The organism is Rhodococcus sp. C1, from assembly GCF_020809065.1.
Classification (GTDB): domain Bacteria; phylum Actinomycetota; class Actinomycetes; order Mycobacteriales; family Mycobacteriaceae; genus Rhodococcus_F; species Rhodococcus_F qingshengii.
This window is the reverse complement of sequence record NZ_CP078080.1, coordinates 6,167,872-6,189,943: the sequence shown is the minus strand read 5'-3', so window position 1 is coordinate 6,189,943 and position 22,072 is coordinate 6,167,872. Positions and strand designations below refer to the sequence as shown.

Annotated in this window: 19 protein-coding genes; 11 read left to right on the top strand and 8 right to left on the bottom strand. The window is 63.4% G+C overall.

The features are described from left to right. The first annotated feature begins 83 nt into the window (after positions 1-83). From KTR60_RS28630 to KTR60_RS28610, 5 genes are all read left to right on the top strand, one after another. A complete protein-coding gene (locus tag KTR60_RS28630; RefSeq protein WP_007735225.1) occupies positions 84-1,373 on the top strand; it encodes an ABC transporter substrate-binding protein in 1,290 nt (429 codons plus the stop codon). A gap of 20 nt (positions 1,374-1,393) precedes the next feature. Further along, on the top strand, positions 1,394-2,569 hold the full coding sequence (locus tag KTR60_RS28625) for a carbohydrate ABC transporter permease (protein ID WP_007735224.1): 1,176 nt from the start codon (positions 1,394-1,396) through the stop codon (positions 2,567-2,569). Further along, entirely contained in the window at positions 2,566-3,402 is an 837-nt protein-coding gene (locus KTR60_RS28620; protein WP_003946046.1) for a carbohydrate ABC transporter permease, read from the top strand. Before KTR60_RS28625 ends, KTR60_RS28620 begins: the two co-directional genes overlap by 4 nt. A gap of 19 nt (positions 3,403-3,421) precedes the next feature. Beyond that, positions 3,422-3,631 (top strand): hypothetical protein, encoded by a 210-nt coding sequence (locus KTR60_RS28615; protein WP_019746112.1) that lies wholly within the window; start codon positions 3,422-3,424, stop codon positions 3,629-3,631. Positions 3,632-3,743: 112 nt separating this feature from the next. Further along, a complete protein-coding gene (locus KTR60_RS28610; protein ID WP_058228172.1) occupies positions 3,744-5,933 on the top strand; it encodes a transglycosylase domain-containing protein in 2,190 nt (729 codons plus the stop codon). 24 nt (positions 5,934-5,957) lie between these two features. Here KTR60_RS28610 and KTR60_RS28605 read toward each other — a convergent pair whose 3' ends face one another. Both KTR60_RS28605 and KTR60_RS28600 read right to left on the bottom strand, forming a co-directional pair. Further along, positions 5,958-7,256, bottom strand: a complete 1,299-nt coding sequence (locus KTR60_RS28605; protein WP_003946055.1) for a T3SS (YopN, CesT) and YbjN peptide-binding chaperone 1 — start codon at positions 7,254-7,256, stop codon at positions 5,958-5,960. Between the two features lie 139 nt (positions 7,257-7,395). After that, on the bottom strand, positions 7,396-8,454 hold the full coding sequence (locus KTR60_RS28600; RefSeq protein WP_007735220.1) for an SDR family oxidoreductase: 1,059 nt from the start codon (positions 8,452-8,454) through the stop codon (positions 7,396-7,398). A 90-nt stretch (positions 8,455-8,544) separates the two neighbouring features. On the opposite strand from KTR60_RS28600, the gene KTR60_RS28595 reads away from it, so the two are divergent. Beyond that, positions 8,545-8,856, top strand: a complete 312-nt coding sequence (locus tag KTR60_RS28595) for an ArsR/SmtB family transcription factor (RefSeq protein WP_007735219.1) — start codon at positions 8,545-8,547, stop codon at positions 8,854-8,856. A gap of 150 nt (positions 8,857-9,006) precedes the next feature. After that, positions 9,007-10,398 carry an amidase gene (locus KTR60_RS28590; protein ID WP_228401534.1) on the top strand — a complete coding sequence of 464 codons (1,392 nt, stop codon included), beginning with the start codon at positions 9,007-9,009 and terminating at the stop codon, positions 10,396-10,398. On the opposite strand, the gene KTR60_RS28585 is transcribed toward KTR60_RS28590, so the two are convergent. Further along, positions 10,390-11,121 (bottom strand): MBL fold metallo-hydrolase, encoded by a 732-nt coding sequence (locus tag KTR60_RS28585; RefSeq protein WP_228401533.1) that lies wholly within the window; start codon positions 11,119-11,121, stop codon positions 10,390-10,392. The two genes, KTR60_RS28590 and KTR60_RS28585, sit on opposite strands and share 9 nt — an antisense overlap. A gap of 115 nt (positions 11,122-11,236) precedes the next feature. Here KTR60_RS28585 and KTR60_RS28580 point away from each other — a divergent pair, with 115 nt between their 5' ends. Beyond that, positions 11,237-11,782, top strand: coding sequence for a hypothetical protein (locus KTR60_RS28580; protein ID WP_228401532.1), 546 nt, complete (start codon positions 11,237-11,239; stop codon positions 11,780-11,782). Here the strand turns inward: KTR60_RS28580 and KTR60_RS28575 are convergent. Genes KTR60_RS28575 through KTR60_RS28565 form a run of 3 tightly spaced genes read right to left on the bottom strand, consistent with a single transcriptional unit; the run spans position 11,750 to position 14,296 of the window. Continuing rightward, positions 11,750-12,409: an enoyl-CoA hydratase-related protein gene (locus tag KTR60_RS28575; RefSeq protein ID WP_228401531.1), complete on the bottom strand. Its 660-nt coding sequence runs from the start codon at positions 12,407-12,409 to the stop codon at positions 11,750-11,752. The two genes, KTR60_RS28580 and KTR60_RS28575, sit on opposite strands and share 33 nt — an antisense overlap. After that, positions 12,406-13,065 carry a helix-turn-helix domain-containing protein gene (locus KTR60_RS28570; protein WP_228401530.1) on the bottom strand — a complete coding sequence of 220 codons (660 nt, stop codon included), beginning with the start codon at positions 13,063-13,065 and terminating at the stop codon, positions 12,406-12,408. The genes KTR60_RS28575 and KTR60_RS28570 overlap by 4 nt, the downstream gene beginning before the upstream one ends. Before the next feature lie 43 nt (positions 13,066-13,108). Next, complete coding sequence (locus KTR60_RS28565; protein WP_118605740.1) at positions 13,109-14,296, bottom strand: CaiB/BaiF CoA transferase family protein; 1,188 nt, start codon at positions 14,294-14,296, stop codon at positions 13,109-13,111. 282 nt (positions 14,297-14,578) lie between these two features. Here KTR60_RS28565 and KTR60_RS28560 point away from each other — a divergent pair, with 282 nt between their 5' ends. The 3 genes from KTR60_RS28560 to KTR60_RS28550 all read left to right on the top strand — a co-directional run bounded on the left by KTR60_RS28560 (position 14,579) and on the right by KTR60_RS28550 (position 19,022). Further along, entirely contained in the window at positions 14,579-15,694 is a 1,116-nt protein-coding gene (locus KTR60_RS28560; protein WP_042926172.1) for an XdhC family protein, read from the top strand. 102 nt (positions 15,695-15,796) lie between these two features. Continuing rightward, a complete protein-coding gene (locus KTR60_RS28555) occupies positions 15,797-17,440 on the top strand; it encodes a PucR family transcriptional regulator (protein WP_228401529.1) in 1,644 nt (547 codons plus the stop codon). Between the two features lie 148 nt (positions 17,441-17,588). Further along, positions 17,589-19,022: a uracil-xanthine permease family protein gene (locus KTR60_RS28550; RefSeq protein ID WP_064075502.1), complete on the top strand. Its 1,434-nt coding sequence runs from the start codon at positions 17,589-17,591 to the stop codon at positions 19,020-19,022. A gap of 87 nt (positions 19,023-19,109) precedes the next feature. Here the strand turns inward: KTR60_RS28550 and KTR60_RS28545 are convergent, their stop codons facing one another. Both KTR60_RS28545 and KTR60_RS28540 read right to left on the bottom strand, forming a co-directional pair. Beyond that, the gene (locus KTR60_RS28545; protein ID WP_030537717.1) at positions 19,110-20,621 is read right to left on the bottom strand and encodes a carboxyl transferase domain-containing protein; all 1,512 of its coding nucleotides are present in this window, start codon (positions 20,619-20,621) and stop codon (positions 19,110-19,112) included. Beyond that, positions 20,618-21,844, bottom strand: coding sequence for a CaiB/BaiF CoA transferase family protein (locus KTR60_RS28540; RefSeq protein ID WP_007735210.1), 1,227 nt, complete (start codon positions 21,842-21,844; stop codon positions 20,618-20,620). Before KTR60_RS28540 ends, KTR60_RS28545 begins: the two co-directional genes overlap by 4 nt. Positions 21,845-22,072: the final 228 nt, after the last annotated feature.

Genomic DNA, 22,072 nt, shown 5'->3' with positions numbered 1-22,072 from the left:
CCGGGAGCCGGCACTCATGGCGCATGCCGTGAGCAGGCTCTCGGTGACCGTCTATTTGTCATACACATACGGGGAGCGAATCCATGGTTCTGAACTCGAAGGCGATGCGCCGCGCTGCAATTGCAGCCACGGCAGCGTCCATGCTGGTACTGGCAGGCTGTTCGTCCGATTCGGACAAGGACAGCGGAACCAGCACCACGGCCGCATCCGGGGGATCGTCCTCGAGCGAAGGCCGCGGACCCATCACGATCGTCGAGGGGCAGGATGCCCTGAACGAGGCGCTCGAAAACATCATCTCCGACTGGAATGCCGAGCATCCGGACGAGAAGGTCACGCTCAAGCCGCTGGCGAAGGAAGCCAACGCGCAGGTCGACGACATCACCCAGCGCATGCAGGCCAAGAGCGACGAGTACGACCTCATCGGCGTCGACGTCGTCAACACCGCCCAGTTCGCTGCAAACGGTTGGCTGCTGCCGCTCGAGGGTGACCTCGCGATCGACGAGTCCGGCCTCCTGCCGTCGACCGTCGCTTCGGGTACCTACAACGGCAAGCTCTACGCAGCGCCGAAGAACACCAACGCAGCGTTCCTGTACTACCGCAAGGACCTCGTCGAGAAGGCTCCCACTACGTGGGCCGAGCTCAAGGAAAACTGCCCGAAGGCTGTCGAAGCCGGCATCTCCTGCTACATCGGTCAGTTCAAGAACTACGAGGGCCTGACGGTCAACACCACCGAGATCACCAACGCCTTCGACGGCCCGTGGGTCGGCCCGGACGGACTCACCCCGGCCATCGACGACAAGACGAAGGCAGGCGTTCAGTCGATCGTCGACAACTTCGCCGACAACACGATCCCGCAGGAAGCGCTGACCTACTCCGAGGGCGAGTCGCAGACCGCGTTCGGCGACGGCAAGGCACTCTTCATGCGCACGTGGTCCGGCTTCTCGGTCGACGGTGAGAAGACCTCGGTTGCCGGCAAGTACGGCTACACCGTTCTTCCGGGTGTCGACGGACCGGGCGCTTCGACCGTCGGCGGCTACAACGTCGGCATCAGCGCGTACTCGGACGCACCCGCCACGGCTCGTGACTTCCTCGAGTTCATGCAGACCAAGAAGTCGCAGACGTACTTCACCGAGGTCGGCGGCGCACCCGTCCTCTCGGCTGTCTACGACGATCCGGCAGTGCTCGCTCAGTTCCCGTACTTCGCGACCCTGAAGGAAGCACTCGCCACCGCTCAGCCGCGCCCCGTCACGCCGTACTACACGCAGGTGTCGAAGTCGATCTCCGACAACACCTACGCTGCTATTCGCGGCGAGAAGACCGTCGAGCAGGCTTTGGCGGACACCAAGGCCGGCATCGAAACCGCCGGTAACTGATCTACCAGGAGCAATAAGCAATGGCAGAACCGCAGGATCCTTCCGCGGCTGTGCCTACCAACCCCACGGTCGGGGCCGGTTCAACCGGTCCCGACCGTTCGGGCGTTGGTGGGAGACACCGTGCACCGGAACCGCTAGAAGAGCCGTCGGCATCCGAGGCAGCAGGGACATCCCTGACCAAGGTTCTGCCTGACCTTGCAGCTACTCCACCCCCGCCGACCTCGCCCCCGCCTGCGTCGGCCGACAAGCCGAAGAAGCGTCGACGAGTTCCGGTGTGGGCGTTCGTCGCACCGTCGCTGATCGTTCTCGCCGTCATCATTCTGTATCCGCTCGGACGAGCGATCTGGATGTCGATGCACAGCGACGGCAAGAAGCTCGATCCCGAGACCGGCATGTTCGTCACCGGTCAGTTCACGTGGTTCGACAACTACAAGAACTGGATCACCCAGTCCTGCAACACCGCCAACGGCTCGATTCCCTGCCCGCCCGGCACACTCGGATCGCAGTTCTGGCAGTCGATCGGAAATACGTTCGGCTTCACCGTCGTCACCGTCCTGCTCGAGACGGTGATCGGTCTGTCGATGGCGTTGATCATGGCCAAGACGTTCCGCGGACGCGGTTTGCTCCGCGCTTCCGTGCTGATTCCCTGGGCCATCCCCACCGCCGTCACCGCGAAGCTCTGGTTCTTCATCTTCGCCAACGACGGCATTGCCAACAAGATCCTCGGCACCAACATCCTGTGGACGGCGGACCCCTGGCCGGCGCGATTCGCGATCGTCGTCGCCGACGTCTGGAAGACCGCGCCGTTCATGGCGTTGCTGATCCTCGCGGGTCTTCAGATGATTCCAGCCGACGTCTACGAGGCCGCCAAGGTCGACGGTGCGACGGCGTGGCAGCGGTTCCGCATGATCACGCTTCCGCTGGTCAAGCCCGCACTCATGGTGGCGGTGCTCTTCCGCACGATGGACGCTCTGCGGATGTACGACCTGCCCGCGATCATGATGGGATCCAACCCGGCCACCTCGACCATCTCGGTTCTGGTGGTCGATCAGATGCGCGTCGGCGCCAATTCGGCGTCGGCACTGTCCACCATCACGTTCCTCATCATCTTCGCTGTGGCCTTCATCCTGGTCCGATTCCTCGGAGCCAATGCGGTCAGCACGCAGGAAAAGCAGCGGAAGGGGGAGCCGGTATGAACAAGGCACTACGCGGCAAGATCGGCACCTACATCGGCGTCGTACTGATCATCGTGTGGGGACTCGCTCCCTGCTACTGGATGATCGTGACGGCGCTGCGCGACCCGGCGGACACGTTCTCGACGTCGCTGTGGCCCACCAATCTCACGCTCTCCAACTTCACCGCGGCGCTCGATCCCGACGCCAAGGTGAACTTCACCCGTGCACTGATGAACAGCCTCATCATCGCTGGCGCGACCACGCTGATCGCCTTGGTCATCGGCGTGTTCACGGCGTACGCGCTCTCGCGTTTCGATTTCCGTGGCAAATACTTCGTCACCGGAATCATCCTCGGCGCGTCCATGTTTCCGGTCGTCGCCCTCGTGACTCCGCTGTTCCAGCTGTTCACCGACATCGGCTGGATCGGCAGCTACAAAGCGTTGATCATCCCGAACATCTCGTTCGTGCTGCCGCTGACGGTCTACACGCTGACGTCGTTCTTCTCCGAACTTCCGTGGGAGCTCGAGGAGGCGGCGCGTATCGACGGCGCAACCCGTGGCCAGGCCTTCCGCCTGATCATGCTGCCGCTCGCCGCGCCGGCGCTGTTCACCACCGCGATTCTGGCCTTCATCGCAACGGTCAACGAGTATCTGCTCTCGCTCCAACTCTCGAGTGACAAGACCGCGCCCGTCACGGTGGCGATGGCCAAGTTCTCCGGAACGGACCCATTCGTCACGCCGTACACCTCGATCATGGCCGGCGGAACCCTCGTGATGGTCCCGCTGGTCATCATGGTTCTCATCTTCCAGCGACGCATCATCGCCGGTCTGACCGCAGGCGGCGTCAAGTCGTGATGCGGGCCGCACGGTTTCGATGAGGCGGGCTTCGCGTGCCCAGCGTATGGAGCTGATTGCCGGCTTCATCTCGGTCTTCGCCCTCATGGCGTTGATCGGCGCTGTGGTCGCGATCGTCAAGGGCGACCCCGGCGTGATGCCGTCTTTGGTGCTGCTCGGTTGCGTCGTCGCTCTCGGGCTGGCGTTCCGCGGATATCGGAACGCGGTCCGAGCAGAACGTCGCGAGTAGCCAGCCCGGTAGGGTGACATTTCGGTATCGCAGTTGCCGGGAGTTATCTGATCGAGATATCACCCTGGTGGAATGGTGCCGGTAAGTCCGGATCCACGACCGGGAGTGTTGAGTGAGTCCATCGAACAGATCGAGTGCGACGGGTGGCGATCAGTCGTCGGCTCGATCGGGCAAGTCGGCTAATTCGCCCCGGTCGAACAAGTCGGCCAAGCCCGCGAAAAAGCAGCGCTCGAAGTGGCGGTACGTCCGGCGGACCATCTACGTGCTCGTGCTCCTGATGGTCATCGTGCCCGCGTCGGTTTTTGCTGTCGCGTACAGCCGGACCGACGTCCCGCGCCCCTCTGACATGCAGACCAATCAGGTGTCCACCATCTACATGGCCGACGGCACGACCGTGCTCGGCAAGGTAGTGCCGCCGGAGGGAAACCGGACCGAGGTCGCGTTGTCGGCCATCCCGATTCACGTCCGCGATTCGGTGCTCTCGGCGGAGGATCGTAACTTCTACACCAACCCCGGGTTCTCGATCTCCGGATTTGCTCGCGCTGCCCGCGACAACGTGATGGGCAAGGAAAGCGCCGGCGGTGGCTCGACGATCACTCAGCAATACGTGAAGAACGTCTTGGTCGGTGACAAGCGCAGTATCGACAGGAAGCTGCGTGAGCTCGTCATCTCCGCCAAGATGGCGCGCGAATGGTCCAAGGACGACATTCTTGCCGCGTATCTCAACACCATCTACTTCGGTCGCGGTGCGTACGGCATCGCCGCCGCGTCGAACGCGTACTTCGACAAGCCGGTCAGTGAGCTGAGTGTCGAGGAAGGCGCAGTTCTCGCGTCCGTCATCCAGAGCCCGTCGTTCCTGGACCCCGAGACCAATCTGTCCGCGCTGCAAGCGCGCTGGGACTACGTTCTCAACGGCATGGTGGAACTGGGCAGCCTGACCAAGACGGATCGCGACGCGATGCAGTTCCCGGTCGTCGCCCCCGCCAATCGGCCGACCGATCTGAACCAGGCGCCAGGACCCGAAGGCCACATCAAGACCCAGGTACTCAAGGAACTGGCCGAGGCCGGTATCAGCGATCAGACGCTGAACACCGCTGGTCTGCAGATCACGACAACCATCGACCCGGTTGCGCAGGAAGCTGCGCTGAACGCCGTCAGGCGGAATCTCGAGGGCGAGCCGGAAGACCTGCGGACCGCAGTAGTGTCCATCGACCCCAAGACCGGTGGCGTCGACGCCTATTACGGCGGTGACGACGGAGCCGGCTTCGACTACGCCCAGGCGCCGCTGCAGACCGGTTCAGCGTTCAAGGTCTTCGGTCTGGTCGCAGCATTGATGGAAGACATTCCGCTGTCCGCACGGTTCGACAGTTCACCGCTCACGATCAACGGCGTGACCATCGGAAACGTCGGCGGCGAATCCTGTGGTCGATGCACCATCGCCGAGGCACTCAAGCGTTCGCTGAACACCAGCTTCTACCGGTTGATGCTCTCGATGGAGAACGGTCCCCAGAAGATCGCCGACGCCGCCCACCTGGCCGGCATCCCCGAGCACATTCCCGGACTCGACTACCCGACGCTCACACAGGAGGGTGGTCCGCCGGAGAACGGAATCGTGCTCGGCCAGTATCAGTCTCGCGTTATCGACATGGCGTCCGCTTACGCGACGCTCGCCAATTCCGGTGTGTACCAGCAGCCGCACTTCATCCGGAAGGTCGTGACGGCCGAAGGTGAAGTCCTGCTCGATCGCCCGGTCTCTCCCGGTGAGCGTCGTCTCGATGCTGCCGTTGCCGACAACGTCACGCAGGCAATGCTCCCGATCGCGTCGTACTCGAACGGTCACGCGCTTGCCGGTGGACGCCCGTCTGCTGCCAAGACCGGCACCGCGCAGTTGGGTGACACGGGGCAGAACAAGGATGCGTGGATGGTCGGTTACACGCCGTCGCTGTCCACCGCGGTGTGGATCGGAACTTCCGACGCTCAGGCCATCACCAACTCCTACGGTGGTTTGATCTACGGCTCCGGAGTGCCTGCGGACATCTGGAAGAGCACGATGGACGGCGCGCTGAAGGGATCCGACTGGGAGAGCTTCCCGTGGCCGGACCCCATCGGCGGGCAGGCCGGCGTTCCCGCGAACTCCGGCGTGACCTCGGGGGACGGGACGGGCACGCCCACGACGGGCGCGGTCGCTCCCCCGGCGCCCATCGAGGTGCCCGGCCTACCGCCGATCGAAGTGCCGCCGCTCCCCCAGTTGCCGCGTCAGATCGAGATCCTGCCGGGCATCGTCATCCCACTGCCGGGCTGACAAGCAGCGCCCGATTTCCGGTTCTCAGGCCTGATCGTCGAAGAGACCGAGTTGGGTGGGCGCTGCATCCTTGGCGGGCAGTACGACGACGCGCAGTCCGCGCCTGAGGTTGCGGATCGCGTGCGTCCACGCGCGCTTCTCGCCCGCACACAGGTCGGTGTCGTCGTCCTTGCGGCGGATGGACTCGGTCAACGCCTCGTGCCAGGCAGTCTCCTGCTCCTGGCTGATCCGCAGGTAGTCGAGAATGGTGTCGCGGTCGTGCTCACAGATCACGGCAACCTCTTCGGCGCTGAGCTCGCCCGTTCCGTCTGCGTCGAGTTCGAGGAGCGCCATGAGAGCCGGCGGAAATTCGTGGCACTCGTGTGACTCGTATTCGGCACCGGGATCTTCGTGCTCGGAGGCCATGCCGTCGTTGAAGGCGGTGTCTCCGGTTGCGCGGATGGGTTGCCCGCCCAGTTCTTCGGCGAGTTCGTCGGATGCTTCGGCCAGTTCGGCGAACGAGCGCAGAGCCCGCAGCAGGTGCTCGGCGACGAAGGGTGCGCCGTCCACGCGGACCACGCCCAGCACACTCTGCTCGACGAGAATGAGCTTGATGGTCGGCCATTGCCGATTGAGCTGAGCAAGAATTACAGCAGCGTTCTCGAGGTTCTCCACCGAATGCACGACCCGCGAGAACACCTCTACGTACTCGTCGTCCTCGAGAACACGAACATAGGTGACCTGCTCACCGCGGACCAGCGGGATATCGCCGTCGTCGTCACGCTTGGGCGGATGACCGAGAAGGCGCTCGACGGCCCCGTCGACCAGGATCCGCAGCATGTCGCCCGAACCCGAGGGAGCGTGAGACGGCGTCGTGGCGAACGCCGGCGTCGACTCGCGCCCACTGGTGCTGGCACGCAGGAACGACGGGTGCGCAATGCTCCACATTTCGCGGAATACGCGCAACACCTTTGTCACCAGTTCCTCGGGACGAGCGCGGTCGACGTCGATGTAGAAGGACATGGACCCATTGCCCTCGGGTTCGTGCTCGCACAGATCGGGAGCGTTGAACCCCATGTCGAGCAGCGCTGAATGGTCTTCCGGTTCGAGCATCCGCAGTGGATGCAGAAACCTGTTGGAAGGAACTTCACAGCGCACGGAGGTCTGGTTCCATGCGAAGAACTGGATGCACGCGGGCGCGTCGGCCAGTTCGTCCATGCTGTCGTAATGCGACTCCACCACGAGGGTGTCGTCGTCCTCCATCACGGAGATGTAGCGAGCGAGATGAGTCTCGAAAGTAGTCCAGGCACTCAGGATTTCCAGATCGAAAGTATTGTCCGACATCGTCGCTCCTCTGGTCCGGGGGCGCATGGGGCCCTACCGACGACTCGCCGAAACCCCTGCTTTTCAAACCCCGCCTACGACGTTAGTCGTGGGGTCCGACAGTGACAGTGTTCGTAGGATCCGGGTGACCGTGTTTCAGTCAGGGGATTATCTTCCGAGCCTGCAGATTGGCGAAGATGTCGAGGAACATCGCTTCGGTGTCGACGTGGCGGTGAAATCCGAACCGACGAGCTTTCGATCCGTCAGCGAAAAAGTCGTAGTCCCATCCGAATACGAAGTCACCGAACCCCCAGGACGAGACATCGGAATACGGGGTCCGAGCAAGGTGGTGTTCCTCGACGAGTTCATCCCACACCGACTCCTTGTCCGCCATTGCGACATCGAGGGACATCGGGAGCGGAGGTGCGACGTCCATGTCGAAGAAGGCTGCGATCTTCGGCCACATCTCCTGCCAGCGGAACAGGTCGCCGTTGTTGATGTTGAACGCCTGATTTGCGCACTCGGGGTTGGTCGCGGCCCAGACCGTCGCTTCGGCCAGGAGTCCGGCGTCGGTCATCTCGATCAAGCTGGTGTACGCGCCGGGCTTGCCGGGGAATCGGAGTGGGACACCCAGTTTCTTCGAGATGGTCGCGTAGACGGCGATGACCATCGCGAGGTTCATCGGGTTACCCAGTGCGAATCCGGAGACGACCGAGGGTCTGATCGCCGACCATGTCCACGACTTGCCGAGCTGCCTGCGTTCGAGGAACTGCTGTTGGTCGACGTTGAACTCGGGTGGCATGTGCGGTGGATCGCTCTCGCGGGCCGGAGTTTTGAACGGTCCGAGGTGTGCCCCGTAAACCTTGTAGCCCTGCATCAGGCTGACGTGCTCGAGTCCGCCCGCAACGGGCTCGATGGCGTCGAGAGTGTTGACCAGCATCGCCAAGTTGGGCGGAACCAGCTCGGCCCATGTCGGGCGGTCTTGATAGGCGGCGTAGAAGACGTGAGTGACGTCGCCCAGTCCGCTCAGTGCCGCTGCAGTCCGGTAAGGATCGAGCAGGTCGACTGCGATGTGTTCGACCCGGTCGGTGTCCGTACCGCCTCGCCGCGAGAGTCCGATGATCTTCCATTCTCCGGTCGACTCGAGGTGATCGATCAAGTTCCCACCGATCACGCCTCGGGCTCCGACCACGAGTGCCACTTTGTCGTGCTGCACCATTTCAGCCCCCATTGGTATATCGCGATGTTGCGATATAGAGATTGAACCACACATATCGGCATTTCGCGATCTAGCGGTATGCTCACGAACATGGAAGACGCAACAACCGAGTGGGAAACGGCGTTCAAGGCGCTGGCCAACCCGATGCGTGTGCAAATCCTGCAGTGGTTGAAAGACCCCGGGAGCTTTCCCCCTCAGCTCGAGCCTGCTGAGGAGGTCGGAGTGTGCCTCAAGCACATTCAAGCGAGGGCGAAGGTGTCGCAATCGACGGCGTCTCAGTACATGGCCGCACTCCAGGCCGCGGATCTGGTGACCACCACACGAATCGGTCAGTGGCGGCATTACAAACGAAACGAGCAACAGATCGAGAAGCTTGCTGCATTCATCAGGCAGGGTTTGTAGGTACCAGCACCTGACCGATCCCTCCGGGGCCGCCAACGTTGTGGCAAAACCTCACATCGCCGGCGCCGTCGGTATGTGCATTGTGGTCGTTTCTCGGGTTGCTCGTTGTCCTTACGCTCGGCAGAGGGTACTGGCAAGGAGAGGCGTGCGATGAGTCGTGAGAGCTGGGTGGGCCGTGATGCCCGATCCATCGCCGAGGCCGTGCGGTCGGGTCAGGTGTCGGCGCGGACCGTCGTCGAAGAACATCTCGCACGGGTCGACGAATGCAATGTCGAACTCAACGCACTGGTCACCGTGTGCGCCGAGGAGGCTCGCACGGCCGCGGATGCCCTGGACGAGCGACGCCTTCTCGGTGAGACACTCGGCCCCCTTGCCGGGGTTCCGTTCACGGTCAAGGACCTGATCGCCACTGCCGGCGTGCGCACCACTGCCGGTTCTCGCACTCTGGCGGACAACATCCCGGCCGTCGACGCCCCGGCCGTCGCGGCATTCAAGGCTGCCGGTGCGATTCTGATCGGCAAGACCAACACCCCGGAATTCGGCGCGTGCGGCCTGACTCGAAACGAACTGTTCGGAACCACGGCCAGTCCGGTGCGACCGGACGGCGTCGTCCGGTCCCCCGGCGGATCGAGTGGCGGCGAGTCCGCGTCGGTTGCTGCCGGAATGAGCGTGCTCGGACTCGGTACGGATTTTGGTGGCTCGGTGCGTTGGCCCGCCCACTGCACCGGCCTCACTTCGGTTCGCCCGACGCTCGGCCGTATCGACCCTGAAGGGCAATACCCCGGCGTGCTTTCGGATGGACGGGTACTCGCCAATCCTGCGACGATGCACGGCACGATCCAGACCATCGGCCCACTGGCCCGCAACCTCGGTGATGCGACGCTTGCGCTGCGCGTCCTGTCGAAGCCGCATTTCTCGTGGAGCGAGCCTGATTCGGTCGACGTCGACGACCTCGACATCCGCTGGGCACCCGGCGAGGGAACCATGCCTGTCGACGAAGAAATCCTGACGGCGGTTCGCTCGGTGGCGAACAGTCTGGATGCGAGCGAGTACGACGGTCTGGCCCTGTCGCGGGCCAACGCGCTTTTCGGCGCGTTGCGATCGGTCGAGACCCACGCGGACATCTACTCTCTCGCAGCAGGTTCAGCGCACGCTTTCGACGCGGACATCACCGCCATGCTTGCGGCAGGCCATGATCGGAGTTCCGCCGAGGTGGAAGCGCTGTGGGCGGATCGTGCGATGTTGATCGCCGACTTCCTCGACGAGATGGGCGACGTCCTGATTCTGCCGGTTGCGTCGGTGCTCGCTCCGCCGCTCGGTGTGGAGAGCTTCGAGGTGGACGGTCGCAAACTCACGTGGATGGATGCGCTCGCGAGTTGCCGGGCGATCAGTGTGCTCAGTCTTCCGTCGGTTGTGGTTCCGGTACGACTCTCCCGCAACGGTTTACCGATCGGGGTGCAGGTGGTGGCGAGACCGTTCCGCGAGCACGTTGCGCTGTCCGTGGCGGCGCGAATCACGTCGAATTCGCAAGCTCTAGTCTGACTTCCATTTTTCGGTTTCGGCTGCGAAACGTGTTGCGTACGAGTCGGCAAGGTCGTGAAGAGTGGTGACGCAATCGCCGTAGTACGTCGGTGCATGCATGGTCGCCAGAATCCGCGGCTCGAGGTCGGCCAGGGCGCGGATCGTGGGTTCGAGATCCGGGGTGAGGCAGGTGGCGTGGCCCAAGTCCTCGGCTTCCAAAGCGGGACCGACGATTTCGTGCTCGGTGGTCGCGGGGTGGTGCCCGAACGCAGTGAAGAGATCTCCGCAGAACAGCGTCGACGTCGTCTCCTCGAACATCAGACCCGCGTCCCAACCGTGTGGGACGTGTGGGGTGTCGATGTGCCGGACTCGGCGGCTGCCGGTTTCGAGTACGTCGCCGTCCTCCAAGGGAAGTGGCGCCCGATCGGCCAGATCGTTGACCTGGACGAAGCACCCCATCGCACCGTGTGCAACTTGCGCTTCGGGGGCCGCCGCAAGCCAGGAGTTCATGGACCCGCATTCGTCGGCCTCGACGTGACCGAACGTGATCCATTTCAGACGGTCGATGTCGATCAGCGTGGAGAGTGCGTCGGAAGCCGAGGTGAACAACGCTCGCTGCCCGGTGTGGAAGAGCAAGGGTTCCTCGCCGTCGACGAGAAACTGGTTCATCGTGAGGTTCGCTTCGTCCACGAAGGTCGACAGTCGGTAGATGTCCGGCGCGATTTCGGTGATCGTGGTGGTCATCGCTGTGCTCCGATCAGGGCTGTTGTACATGTCGAGCTGTCTTCTCCAGCCTTCTCGCCGCCCCGCGCCTGCACAAGGTTCTGGACGTGCTTACGGCTCTGCAATAGTGGAGGACGTGTTCGTACTGCTGCTGACAGGCCCGCCGGGCGCGGGGAAGAGTTCCGTGCTGACCGCGCTTCACGATGGACTCGGCGAGGCCGGGGTGAGCAACGCGATGATCGAGGTGGACGAACTCGAGCGGTGCTATCCGCCGCTGGGGGCCGAACGGGCAATCTCACACGTCGGGATGCTGTGTGCGTCGTACCGGGACGCGGGGTACGGACTCCTGTTTCTCACGGCGACCGTCGAAGACGACGACTACGGGCGCGCCCTGCTGGCCGCGACCGGCGCCGAGGGGCACCTGCTGGCGCGCCTCGAGGCCGATCCGGATACGTTGCGTACCAGAATCATCGAACGTGAACCGGCCGGCTGGGCCGGGTTGGACGAGTTGGTGGAGGCGTCACAACTGCTGGCCGGTTCGATGCCGACGCTCAGTGGAGTCGACGTGGTTCTGAGCACCGAAGGCCGCGATCCCGAAAGTGTTGCCGACGATCTGGAAGCGGCTCTGCGAGAACACAGTCCGTCGCTTCTAGCCGTCGGTGTTCAGAGCGGTGACCACTGAAGCGAACATCGTCGACTTGATTGCCCCCAGTGTGCCCGCATTCTTCGGGCCGATCGGTGCAACCATTTCGATGGCCTTGGCGGTCAAAGCGTCGACGGATGCGGTGAAGTCCACCAAACCGGCTGCGAATGCGTCACTTCCGCCGTATCGCCGCCCCGTGGTCATGGCGACGATTGCCGACGCCGGGCTGAGTTTGGCCTGGATGAGAGCTGCCATTCCTTCGGTGAAGGGGATGTTGATGTCCACCTCCGGGAAGCAGTAGTAGCCGCGATCATCGCGCATGACGCGGTAATCGTGCGCGATGCCGAGCATGGCGCCGGCTCCGAAGGCGTGGCCGTTGATCGCCGCGACGGTGGGCATCGGGAACGTCAGCATCCGGGCGAACAGCGACTGCACCTGCTGCACATACCACTTCGCCTTGTCGCCGTTAGCGCCCAGCCAGTCGAGGTCGAGTCCGTTGGAGTAGAACTTGCCCGTCGCCGTGGTCACCAGGGCATGTGCGCTTTCGATCAAAGCCTGGTCGAGTAGCTTGTCGACGGAATCGAGCCACTCCGGCGAGAATCGATTCTCGTCCTCGCCGAGATCGAGAACGGCGATCTTGTCTTCGAAGCGCAGAGTTGCGGTCATGATTGGCCTTTCCTGTTGCGTGGCTTGGGCAGTGGTGGGTCGAGATGCAGAACCGCTCGAACGGCGGCATCCAACCGCGCGCGTGCTGCGGCGTCGGGGACTCGCCAACCGTCGGCGCGTTTGGCGGGATGGATGAGCAGTCCGGTAGGCAGGCCGACAACACAGGCCTCGATTGCCTCGACGGCTCTGCCGTCCTTGCGGCCCCAGAGCGCGGTCGACAACCGGATGAACAACTCGACCAGAGACCGGTCGAGTTGTGTGAGTTGCTCGGCGATGTCGGCAGGGACGTCGGTGCCGAGCAGTTCGTCGCGCTGGATCGTCAACAGCAGCAACGCGGATTGTGGGTAGTCGAGCGCGAAGACGGCCGGAACTTCGGCGGCTGCGACGACGGCGGAAACCGCCGAAGTCGGCGACGGGTCCGCGAGAGTGTCGTCCACTCTCGATTGTTGAAGCGCGAGAAATCGTCGCGCAGCACGCAGCCACGCGCTACCGACCAGTCCACTGCGAGAGCCGAATGCGTGATAGATCGCCCCGTTGGATACACCGGTGGCGTCGGAGACCGCCCGGACCGTGACAGCGCTCGGCCCGGCGGTGGCGGCTAGTTTTTCGGCAGCGTCGAGCAGGGTGTCGAGGTCGTGGACGCGTGGCCGAGGCATGAACGCACAGTAACAGAGCGTCTGCTCTGTTACTAGTGTGCGGTCAGATCACCGAATTTGCGCGAAGATCCTCGATCTCCTCCGGGCGCAGGCCGAAGTCGGTGAGTACGTTGTCGGCGTCACCGCCGAGAGTCATGGGTGGCGCATTCCTGACGGGAAGGGTCTTGCCGTCCACCCAGAACGGTCCGCGGACAACGGGAATCGACGTTCCGTCGGCGCTCTGGGTCTGCTCGACCATCTGCAATGCCTCGACTTGCGGGTCGGAGAACACCTGATCGATCGAATGGATGGGGCCGCAGGGGATTCCGGCACCGCGGATCTCGGAGATCCATTGCGCTGCGCCCTTCGTGGTCAGTAGGTCCTCGAGTTCTTTGGTCAGTTGGTCTCGGTGCGCCAAACGTTCTTTACCCGTGGCATATTCGGTACGGAAGGCGAGCTCGGGGTCGCCGAGTACCGAGCACAGTGCGATCCAGTGCTTGTCCGAGCCGGTGGCAATGTTGATCGGGAAGTCGGCAGTGTCGAAAGCGCCGTACGGCGTGATCGTCGGGTGCGTATTGCCGTTCGGCGTCGAAACCCGCCCGGTGCTCAGGTAGTCCTGCGCCTGGAAGGTCATGATCGAGATCGCGGATTCCAGCAACGAGGTCTGCACGCGGTGCCCACGACCATCGCGACCGCGAGAGGCAAGCGCCGCCGTGATGCCCAGCGCTGCGTAGATGCCCGAGACCGTGTCGATGATGGGGATACCGACCCGCATCGGGGTCTGTTCCCCGGCACCGGTGACCGACATCAGCCCGGACATGCCCTGGGCCACCTGATCGAGTCCGGGCGCGAACTGGTCCGGGCCCACCGGGCCGAAACCACTGATGCTCATCACGACGAGCCCTGGATTCTCCTGCTCGAGCGAGTCGGGATCGAGCCCCATGTCGGCCAGTACTCCCGGACGGAAGTTCTCGACCAGCACATCTGCGTCGAGGGCCAGGCTGCGAAGCAGTTTCCGCCCGCGGTCACTGCGCATGTCGATGGCGATCGACCGTTTGCCGCGGTTCACGGAAGCGAAGTAGAGGCTTCGATCGCCGTCGAACGGCGGCCACTGACGCGAACTGTCGCCGGAGCCACGGGTTTCGACCTTGACCACGTCGGCGCCGAAATCCGAGAGCAGCGACGTGCACAGAGGGCCCGCGAGAGCACGGGTGAGGTCGAGAACTTTGATACCGCTGAGCAATTGGTCCATGGGAGAAACCTCGGTTCTGTGGTGTGCAACGTCGCCCACTCGATCCGTCGCACCATCTGCGTGAATTGCCGCTGCAGTGATCGTCGGAGAGGGGAAGAATGAAGGTCAGGCCTGCTTTCGGCTGGGCTCGGTGACAACACTGGTCGAGAGCGCAAGGTGATGCGACGGCGACATTGCACAACTGCAGGGCCCGGATTTAGGCGCATTGTGTGACAGGCAGGATTGCGGTGGGCCGATACCGTGAACTCTCTACGGACGGCGATGCAAGCGGGAGGCGAGGCGATGCGCGACATTTCCACTCAGCTGGCGCAGTGGCACGCCCGCGGCGAGGATTTTGCACTGGCGACGGTTGTCCGTACCTGGCGATCCTCACCGCGCATGCCCGGTGCTTCGATGGCCGTCTCACGCTCCGGCGAGGTGGTCGGCAGCGTCTCGGGCGGGTGTATCGAGAGTGCACTGTACGAGATCGCCCAGGAGGTTCTCGCCGACGGCACCAGTCGCGTCGAGGTCTTCAGCGTCTCCGACGACGACGCCATCGGAGTAGGGCTGACCTGCGGCGGAACCATCGAAGTGTTCGTCCAGGCCGTCGGAGCCGATTTCGCCGAGTTCGGTCAGGTTTGTGAACGGATCGAGGCCGATACGCCCGTCGTCGTGGTCACCGAAGTGCGTCCGGGAGCACCGGCACGGCACCTCGTCGTCGAGCACGGCCGACGCAGCGGAGATCTGGATGCCACGGAGGACGAGGTGTCCATCCTGCTGCGCACGATGGACACCGGTGAGTCCGTCGCTTTTGTCGCGCCGGCGGGAACTCTCATCGATTCGCAGCACGACCTGCTGGTCGAGATCTTCGCGCCACTACCGCGGATGTACGTGTTCGGGGCCATCGACTTCGCGGCCTCGATGTGTACGTTGGGCGCCTTTGCGGGTTATCGCGTGACCGTCGTGGACGCACGGCCGGTCTTCGCGACACGGGCGCGCTTCCCCGACGCCCACGATCTGGTCGTCATGTGGCCACACAAGTTCCTCGAAACCGCACCGATCGACAACAAAACCGTCCTGGCCGTGCTCACTCACGACGAGAAGTTCGACATCCCGTTGCTCGAGATCGCGCTGCGTTCGCCGGCTGCATACGTCGGCGCGATGGGAAGTCGTGCGACGCATGAGCGTCGGGTGGCGCTGTTGAAGGAGCGAGGCGTCACCGACGTCGAGTTGGGGCGTCTGCACTCACCGATCGGGTTGGATCTCGGCGCGAGGACACCGGAGGAGACTGCAGTGTCGATCCTCGCCGAGATGACCAAGACCCTGCGCAATGCCTCCGGTTTGGAACTGCGGGATCTGCAGGGGCCGATCCACCCGCCACCTCAGGAGAATCCGACCGCCCTGCATCGAACGGCCTGAGTCGACTGCGCTGAATTCGGACATCTTGTGTTCGGTGGGGATAGGATCGTTTCTTTCGTGAACCATCTTCCGTGATCCGAATGAAATCGAGGTGCCTGCCAAGTGGCAAACCCGGCCGTACCGGCATCCGAGGTGAATGCTGTTCTCTCCGAACTTTTTCGAACCCAGCTCCTTCCTGGTGTTCGAAAGGTCGCCGGCGGCTGCGAAGACCCGACGGTAGCCCGGGTGGGATTCATGGCGGTTCCGGACATCGGACCGTGGCTGCGGCACGGACAGTTGCTGATCACCACGCCGGAAACCCTCGCCAGGGTCACCGAAACCTTCAAAGCATTTGTCGGACGGTTGTCGACGCGAGGTGTTGCGGCACTTGCCGTCCAATTCGGCGCAGACGGGGACACTCTCGCGCCGGAGCTGGTCGACGCGGCCGAAAGCGCCGGCTTCCCGCTCCTGGTTTTTCACGGTGCGTGTGATCACCCTGCGGCGAGAGACCGTGAGCAGACGGAGTCGGCCCAGATCGACGCCATGTTCGGGGCCGAGCGCTTGCGACGGCTGCTGGTCGACGTCGTGATGGGCGGCGGCGGCCTCCCGCAATTGACCGAAGTCATCGCTCGGGAGATGAAGGGCGCCGCCCTGATCACCACCTCGGACGGACGCGAGATCTGCCGCGCCGGGGACGCCGCGGAGCGCAAGCATCTGTCTGCCTGTCCCGCCGTCGATTCCACCGGTCGTCTGCGGACCGACACCGTCGAGGGCGGATTGGGTCTGCACGAGTTCGACGGTCAATTCATCGCGGTGTCCGCGATTTCCGCCAATCACATCGACCACGGGCGTCTCGCGTTGTTCACCGGTGAGCGCGTCATGACGAGTTACGACCAGTACCTGGTCGAGCGGGCCGCGTCGGTGTGCGCGTTGGTCATCACCCGTGAGCAGGCCGTTGCGTCGGTGGAAGAACGCCATCGCGCCAACTTCGTTCACGACCTGCTCCTCGGCCGTGCCGGGGACCACGATCACGTTGTCTCCCACGCCAAGACGTTCGGTTGGGACTTCGATCGCCCGCTGGTGATCGTCTCGATCGAGCCGGACCCGGTCGACGAACCGGCCTCGGCGGCGCCCGCTCGGCTGCCTGTTGTCGATCGCCAGGCGATGGCGTTCTCCGGGGCGATCGCCCACCGCGATCCCGGTGCGGCGGTGACCGCGCTGACGGGCGAGACGGTGATCGTCATGGGCGTCGGCACCGACACGATGGCATTGGTGCGGGACCTCGTCACGGTCGTTCGCGGTGAAGGTGGCGGCGGGAGAAGGCCGTTCAGTGTCGGGGTGTCCCGGCCGACAGCGGCGATCGACGCCGTCCCCGCGCTCTACAGTCAGGCGCGCACCGCACTGACCGTCGGACGCCGGATCTCCGGTCCGTGGACGGTGACTCAGTTCGACGATCTCGGTGTGTACAGACTGCTCAGTCTGGTCGAGGACGAAAACGAGCTGGAGACGTTCGCGCGGGAGACACTGCGGGAACTGACGGAGGAAACTGCCGAAGCGCAGGACATGCGCAAGACATTGGAAGTCTTGCTCGCGACCAACATCAACATCGCCGAGACAGCGCGCAAGCTCCACTTCCATTACAACACACTGCGTTACAGGGTCGTTAAGCTGGAGAAAATGCTGGGACCCTTCACGGCGCAACCCGAGCTCCGGCTGGATCTGTCTCTAGCACTGAAGATAACCGCGATGCGCGGCATCAATCACTAATATTGCCAATCCGAGTCCGTGGGTTCTGGCAGATTGTCATCACGTCGATACCCCTGCGCTGTAATAGCGTTTCACTCCAGTCACGGTGTTTTGTGAGCTGGAGCACACTCAGCGTTCGGACACCTTCCTCTGCACGAAAGGTCCCATCATGCCGATTTGGACGTTGCACGGAGATGGAAAGAACATCAGACCGGGTGAAGTGGTCGCTCCCGGCGAGCGGCTCAGCTGGGGAAGAACCATCGGGCTGGGCAGCCAGCACGTGGTGTCGATGTTCGGCGCGACGTTCGTCTTCCCGATCATCATGGGGCTCAATCCTCAACTTGCCGTGATGATGTCGGGTTTCTGTACGCTCTTCTTCCTGCTGGTGGTCAAGGGACGCATTCCCAGCTACCTCGGAACGTCGGCGGCCTTTGTCGGTGGTATCGCCGCCATTCGCGCCCAGGGCGGAACGTCCGCCGAGGTGACCGGCGCGATCCTGGTGTCCGGACTCGTCCTGGCGGCCATCGGTATCGCGATCCACTTCCTCGGTGGCCGGGTCGTATTCAAGGTTCTTCCCCCGGTGGTGACCGGCGCGGTGGTGATGTTGATCGGATTCAACCTGGCACCCGTCGTCGCGGGGCTGTACTGGCCGCAGGACCAGTGGGTGGCCCTGATCGTCATGGTGGCCCTGATCGTCATGAGTATCGCGTTACGCGGCTTCATGGCGCGCATCGCCATCTTCCTGGCGCTGATCTTCGGCTACGTCCTCTCCTGGATCCTCGACCGGGTCTCGGGGACGATCACCTCCTACGACGCAGGCACCGGTCAGATCACCGAGCACTTCCGCGTCAACTGGGATTCGGTGCAGTCGGCGTCGTGGTTCGGGCTTCCTCCGTTCTCGGACGAGGCCAACGGAATCGTCGGCATCCACGCTCCGTCGTTCAGCCTCACGTTCATCATCCTGGTCCTTCCGGGTGTCATCGCGTTGATCGCGGAGAACGCGGGCCACGTCAAGGCCGTGGCCGAGATGACCGGGGACGACCTCGACCCGTACATGGGACGTGCGCTCGCCGGTGACGGTTTCGCCACCGCTATCGCCAGCAGCGTCGGCGGTTCGCCCACCACGACGTACGCCGAGAACATCGGTGTCATGGCAGCGACCCGTGTGTACTCCACCGCCGCCTACGCGGTTGCCGGCATCGTCGCCATGATGCTCGGCTTCTCCCCCAAGTTCGGTGCCGTCATCTCGGCGACGCCCGGCGGTGTTCTCGGCGGAATCACCGTGGTGCTCTACGGCATGATCGGTCTGCTCGGCGCCAAGATCTGGAAGGAGAACGGCGTCGACTTCGGCAATCCGCTCAACCTCATGCCGATCGCGGCCGGCCTCATCATCGGTATCGGCGACACGGCTCTGAAGTTCAGTGACACGTTCTCGCTCAGCGGCATCGCGCTCGGCACCATCGTCGTGATCGGGATGTACCACCTGTGCCAGTTCATCGGTTCGAAGAACCCGGAACTGAATGCGAAGAATCCGGAACCGAACAAGCCGGATTCGAAGACTCCCGGCGGCGATCGGGAGGAACCCGCCAAGCAACTCACGTGACGCTTGGCTGAGTGTGCTCGATCGACGAAGGCCGGACATCCTCCGCGGAGGATGTCCGGCCTTTCCGGTGTTCTGGGTACTGATCGATCAGACGGAGGTACTGGCTTCGACCAGGCCGATACGGTCGATGCGTTCGGTGCGGGTGTTGAGCCGTTCAGTCGCATCGGTAGTACTGAGCACGCTCAGCTCGTAGTGCAGTACCGCTCCGACGCGAGTGCAGAAGGCGGCGGATTCGTCCGCGGCATCGGGAAATTCGGGGATGACCCGATCGACGATGCCGCCCGCGAGCAGATCGAAGGACCTGATCCCTTGACTGGCTGCCATGTCCGGCGCGTGCGTGACGTCGTGGAACATGATCGCGCTCGCACCTTCGGGAGGTAAGGGCGAGAGCCAACCGTGGCGGGCCGCCAGCACTCGATCGGCCGGAATCAGTGCCAGGGCGCCGCCGCCCGTGCCCTGCCCGAGCAGGAGGGAAATGGTGGGGACCTCGAGTGAAATCATGTCGGCTATGCACCGAGCGATCTCGCCCGCCAGTCCACCTTCTTCGGCCTCCTTCGACAGTGCCGCGCCCGCTGTGTCGATGATCGTCACCAGCGGCAGGTCGAGTTCTGCGGCCAGCCGCATACCTCGCCGAGCCTCCCGCAGAGCGCCGGGGCCGAGTGGGGAGTGAGCAGTCTGTCCGCGCCGGTCCTGTCCGAGAAGGACGCAGGGCATGTCGCCGAAGCGAACGAGCGCGAGCATGATGCCGGGATCGTTCTCGCCTTGGCCGGTTCCGTTGAGCGGGAGCATGTCCGAGGCGGAATTGAGCAACACTTCCCGTATCCCCGGTCGGTCTTCGCGCCGGGATGCGACGACGGATTCCCACGCCGACGTATCGGGTGGGCAATCGTACGAGCACGGGTCACTGGGCAATAAGTACCCACGATGCGCCCCGGTGATGATGCGCAATGCGCGTTCGACGATTTCGGCGAGTTGGTCTGGCGGCCTCACTGCATCGATGAGTCCGTGCTCGTGAAGGTTCTCCGCTGTCTGGACACCGGCGGGGAAAGGTGAGTTGTACAAGGCCTCGAACACTCGAGGGCCGAGGAATCCGACGAGGGCCCCCGGTTCCGCGATCGTCACGTGACCGAGTGATCCCCAGGACGCGAATACGCCTCCGGTGGTGGGGTTTCGGAGATAGACGATGTAGGGCAGGTGCGCTTCTTTGTGCTTGATGAGCGCCGCGGTGATCTTGACCATCTGCAAAAACGCCGTCGTCCCCTCCTGCATACGCGTTCCCCCGGACGTGGGAAGCGCAAGAAGGGGCAGCTGCTCTTGGGTGGCTCGACGGATGGCGACGACGAGGCGTTCTCCCGCCGCCACGCCGATCGAACCACCGAGAAAACCGAACTCGCAGACGATGATTGCCACACGGCGGCCTCGGACGGAGGCGCTTCCGGTCAGGACGGACTCGTCGAGCCCGGTCTTCTCCTGGGCCCGCAGAAGTGCTTCGGCGTAGTCGGAGTCGGTCGCGACGGGAATCGGAGGGGTATCCCACGACTCCCAGGTGCCGGCATCGATTACCAGGTCGAGCAAGTCGCGAGCCGTCAGGCGGTTCATCGGGTGAATCCTTGTAGCCATGACATGATTTCGTCAGTGTCTTCACCGAGAACCGGAGGTGCAGTGTGGCGGGTCTCCGTCACTTCGGTTCCGTCCGGATCGAAAAATCGTAGCGGTGGACCGGGCAGTGTGATGTTTCCGAGCGTGCTGTGGTCGACGTCGACGAGCAATCCCTGTGATCGGGTCTGCTCCCATTCGTACACTTCGGAGATCGTCCGAACCCGTCCTGCCGGTACTCCGATGCGGTCGAGTTCGGTCAGAAGCTCGTCACGCGAGTACGGCTTGAAGGTACGTTCGATCAATTCGACGACCTGGAAATGATTTTCGACGCGTTCGGCGTTTGTTGCCATACCCGGGGCGTCAGGGTCGAGGTCGAATCCTTCGCAGAATCTTCTCCACAGGCTTTCGCTGCCGACCGAGATCTGTACTGCGCCATCGCCGGTACGAAAGAGCCCGTACGGTGCGATGGAGGGATGGTGGTTGCCCTGCGCTGTGCCTACCTCACCGGCGACGGTCCACTTCGTTCCTTGAAACGCGTGAACACCGACCACGCTGGCCAAGAGCGACGTTCGGACAACGCGGCCTTTCCCCGTCTGTTCGCGTTCCTTCAAAGCCGCGACGACACCGAACGCCCCGTACATTCCGGCGAGAAGATCGGCGATCGGAACTCCGACTCGTTGAACGTCGTCCGGACTCGAGCCGGTCAGCGACATGAGTCCGGCTTCCCCCTGGGCGATCTGGTCGTAGCCGGCGCGACCGCCTTCCGGGCCGTCGTGGCCGAAACCGCTGATGGACAGAACGATCAGTCGAGGATTGAGTTCGGCCAGCCGCTCGGTCGAGAATCCGAGTCGATCGAGAACTCCGGTGCGGAAGTTCTCCATGAGAACATCGGCGCGGCAGACGAGATCTTCGAGGGTCGCGCGCCCACTGTCGGATTTCAGATCGAGCGTAATCGACTTCTTGTTCCGGTTCGTGGACAGAAAATACGTCGATTCCCGTTGCGTGTTCGGTGGTTCCAACGTGGGCTCCACAAAAGGCGGCCCCCACCCACGGGTGTCGTCGCCGCCGTGAGGTGATTCGACCTTGATCACGTCGGCACCCAGATCGCCGAGCATCATTGCCGCGTGAGGACCCGCGAGTGCGCGCGTGAGGTCGACGACTATCACGTCGTGTAACGGACCACTACGAGCACTTGTGTTGTGAGGCTTCGAAGTCGAGTTCATGTCGCACCGCCGTGTTCTGGTGTAATTGGCTGAGCCAGTTGGTGGTTGAGGCATCCGTAGTTCGGTCGACTCCGGTCCGCTGGACCGAGAAACCGGCCAGGGCCACTGAAGGAGGTATGTGCGGCCCGTCTTTCGAACCGTAAGCGGGCACCGGTGAACGGCACATGGGTAACCTTGCCGACGACGGGTGTCAGTGGTGGGTAAGAAGTGACGAACGCTCACCGGGCG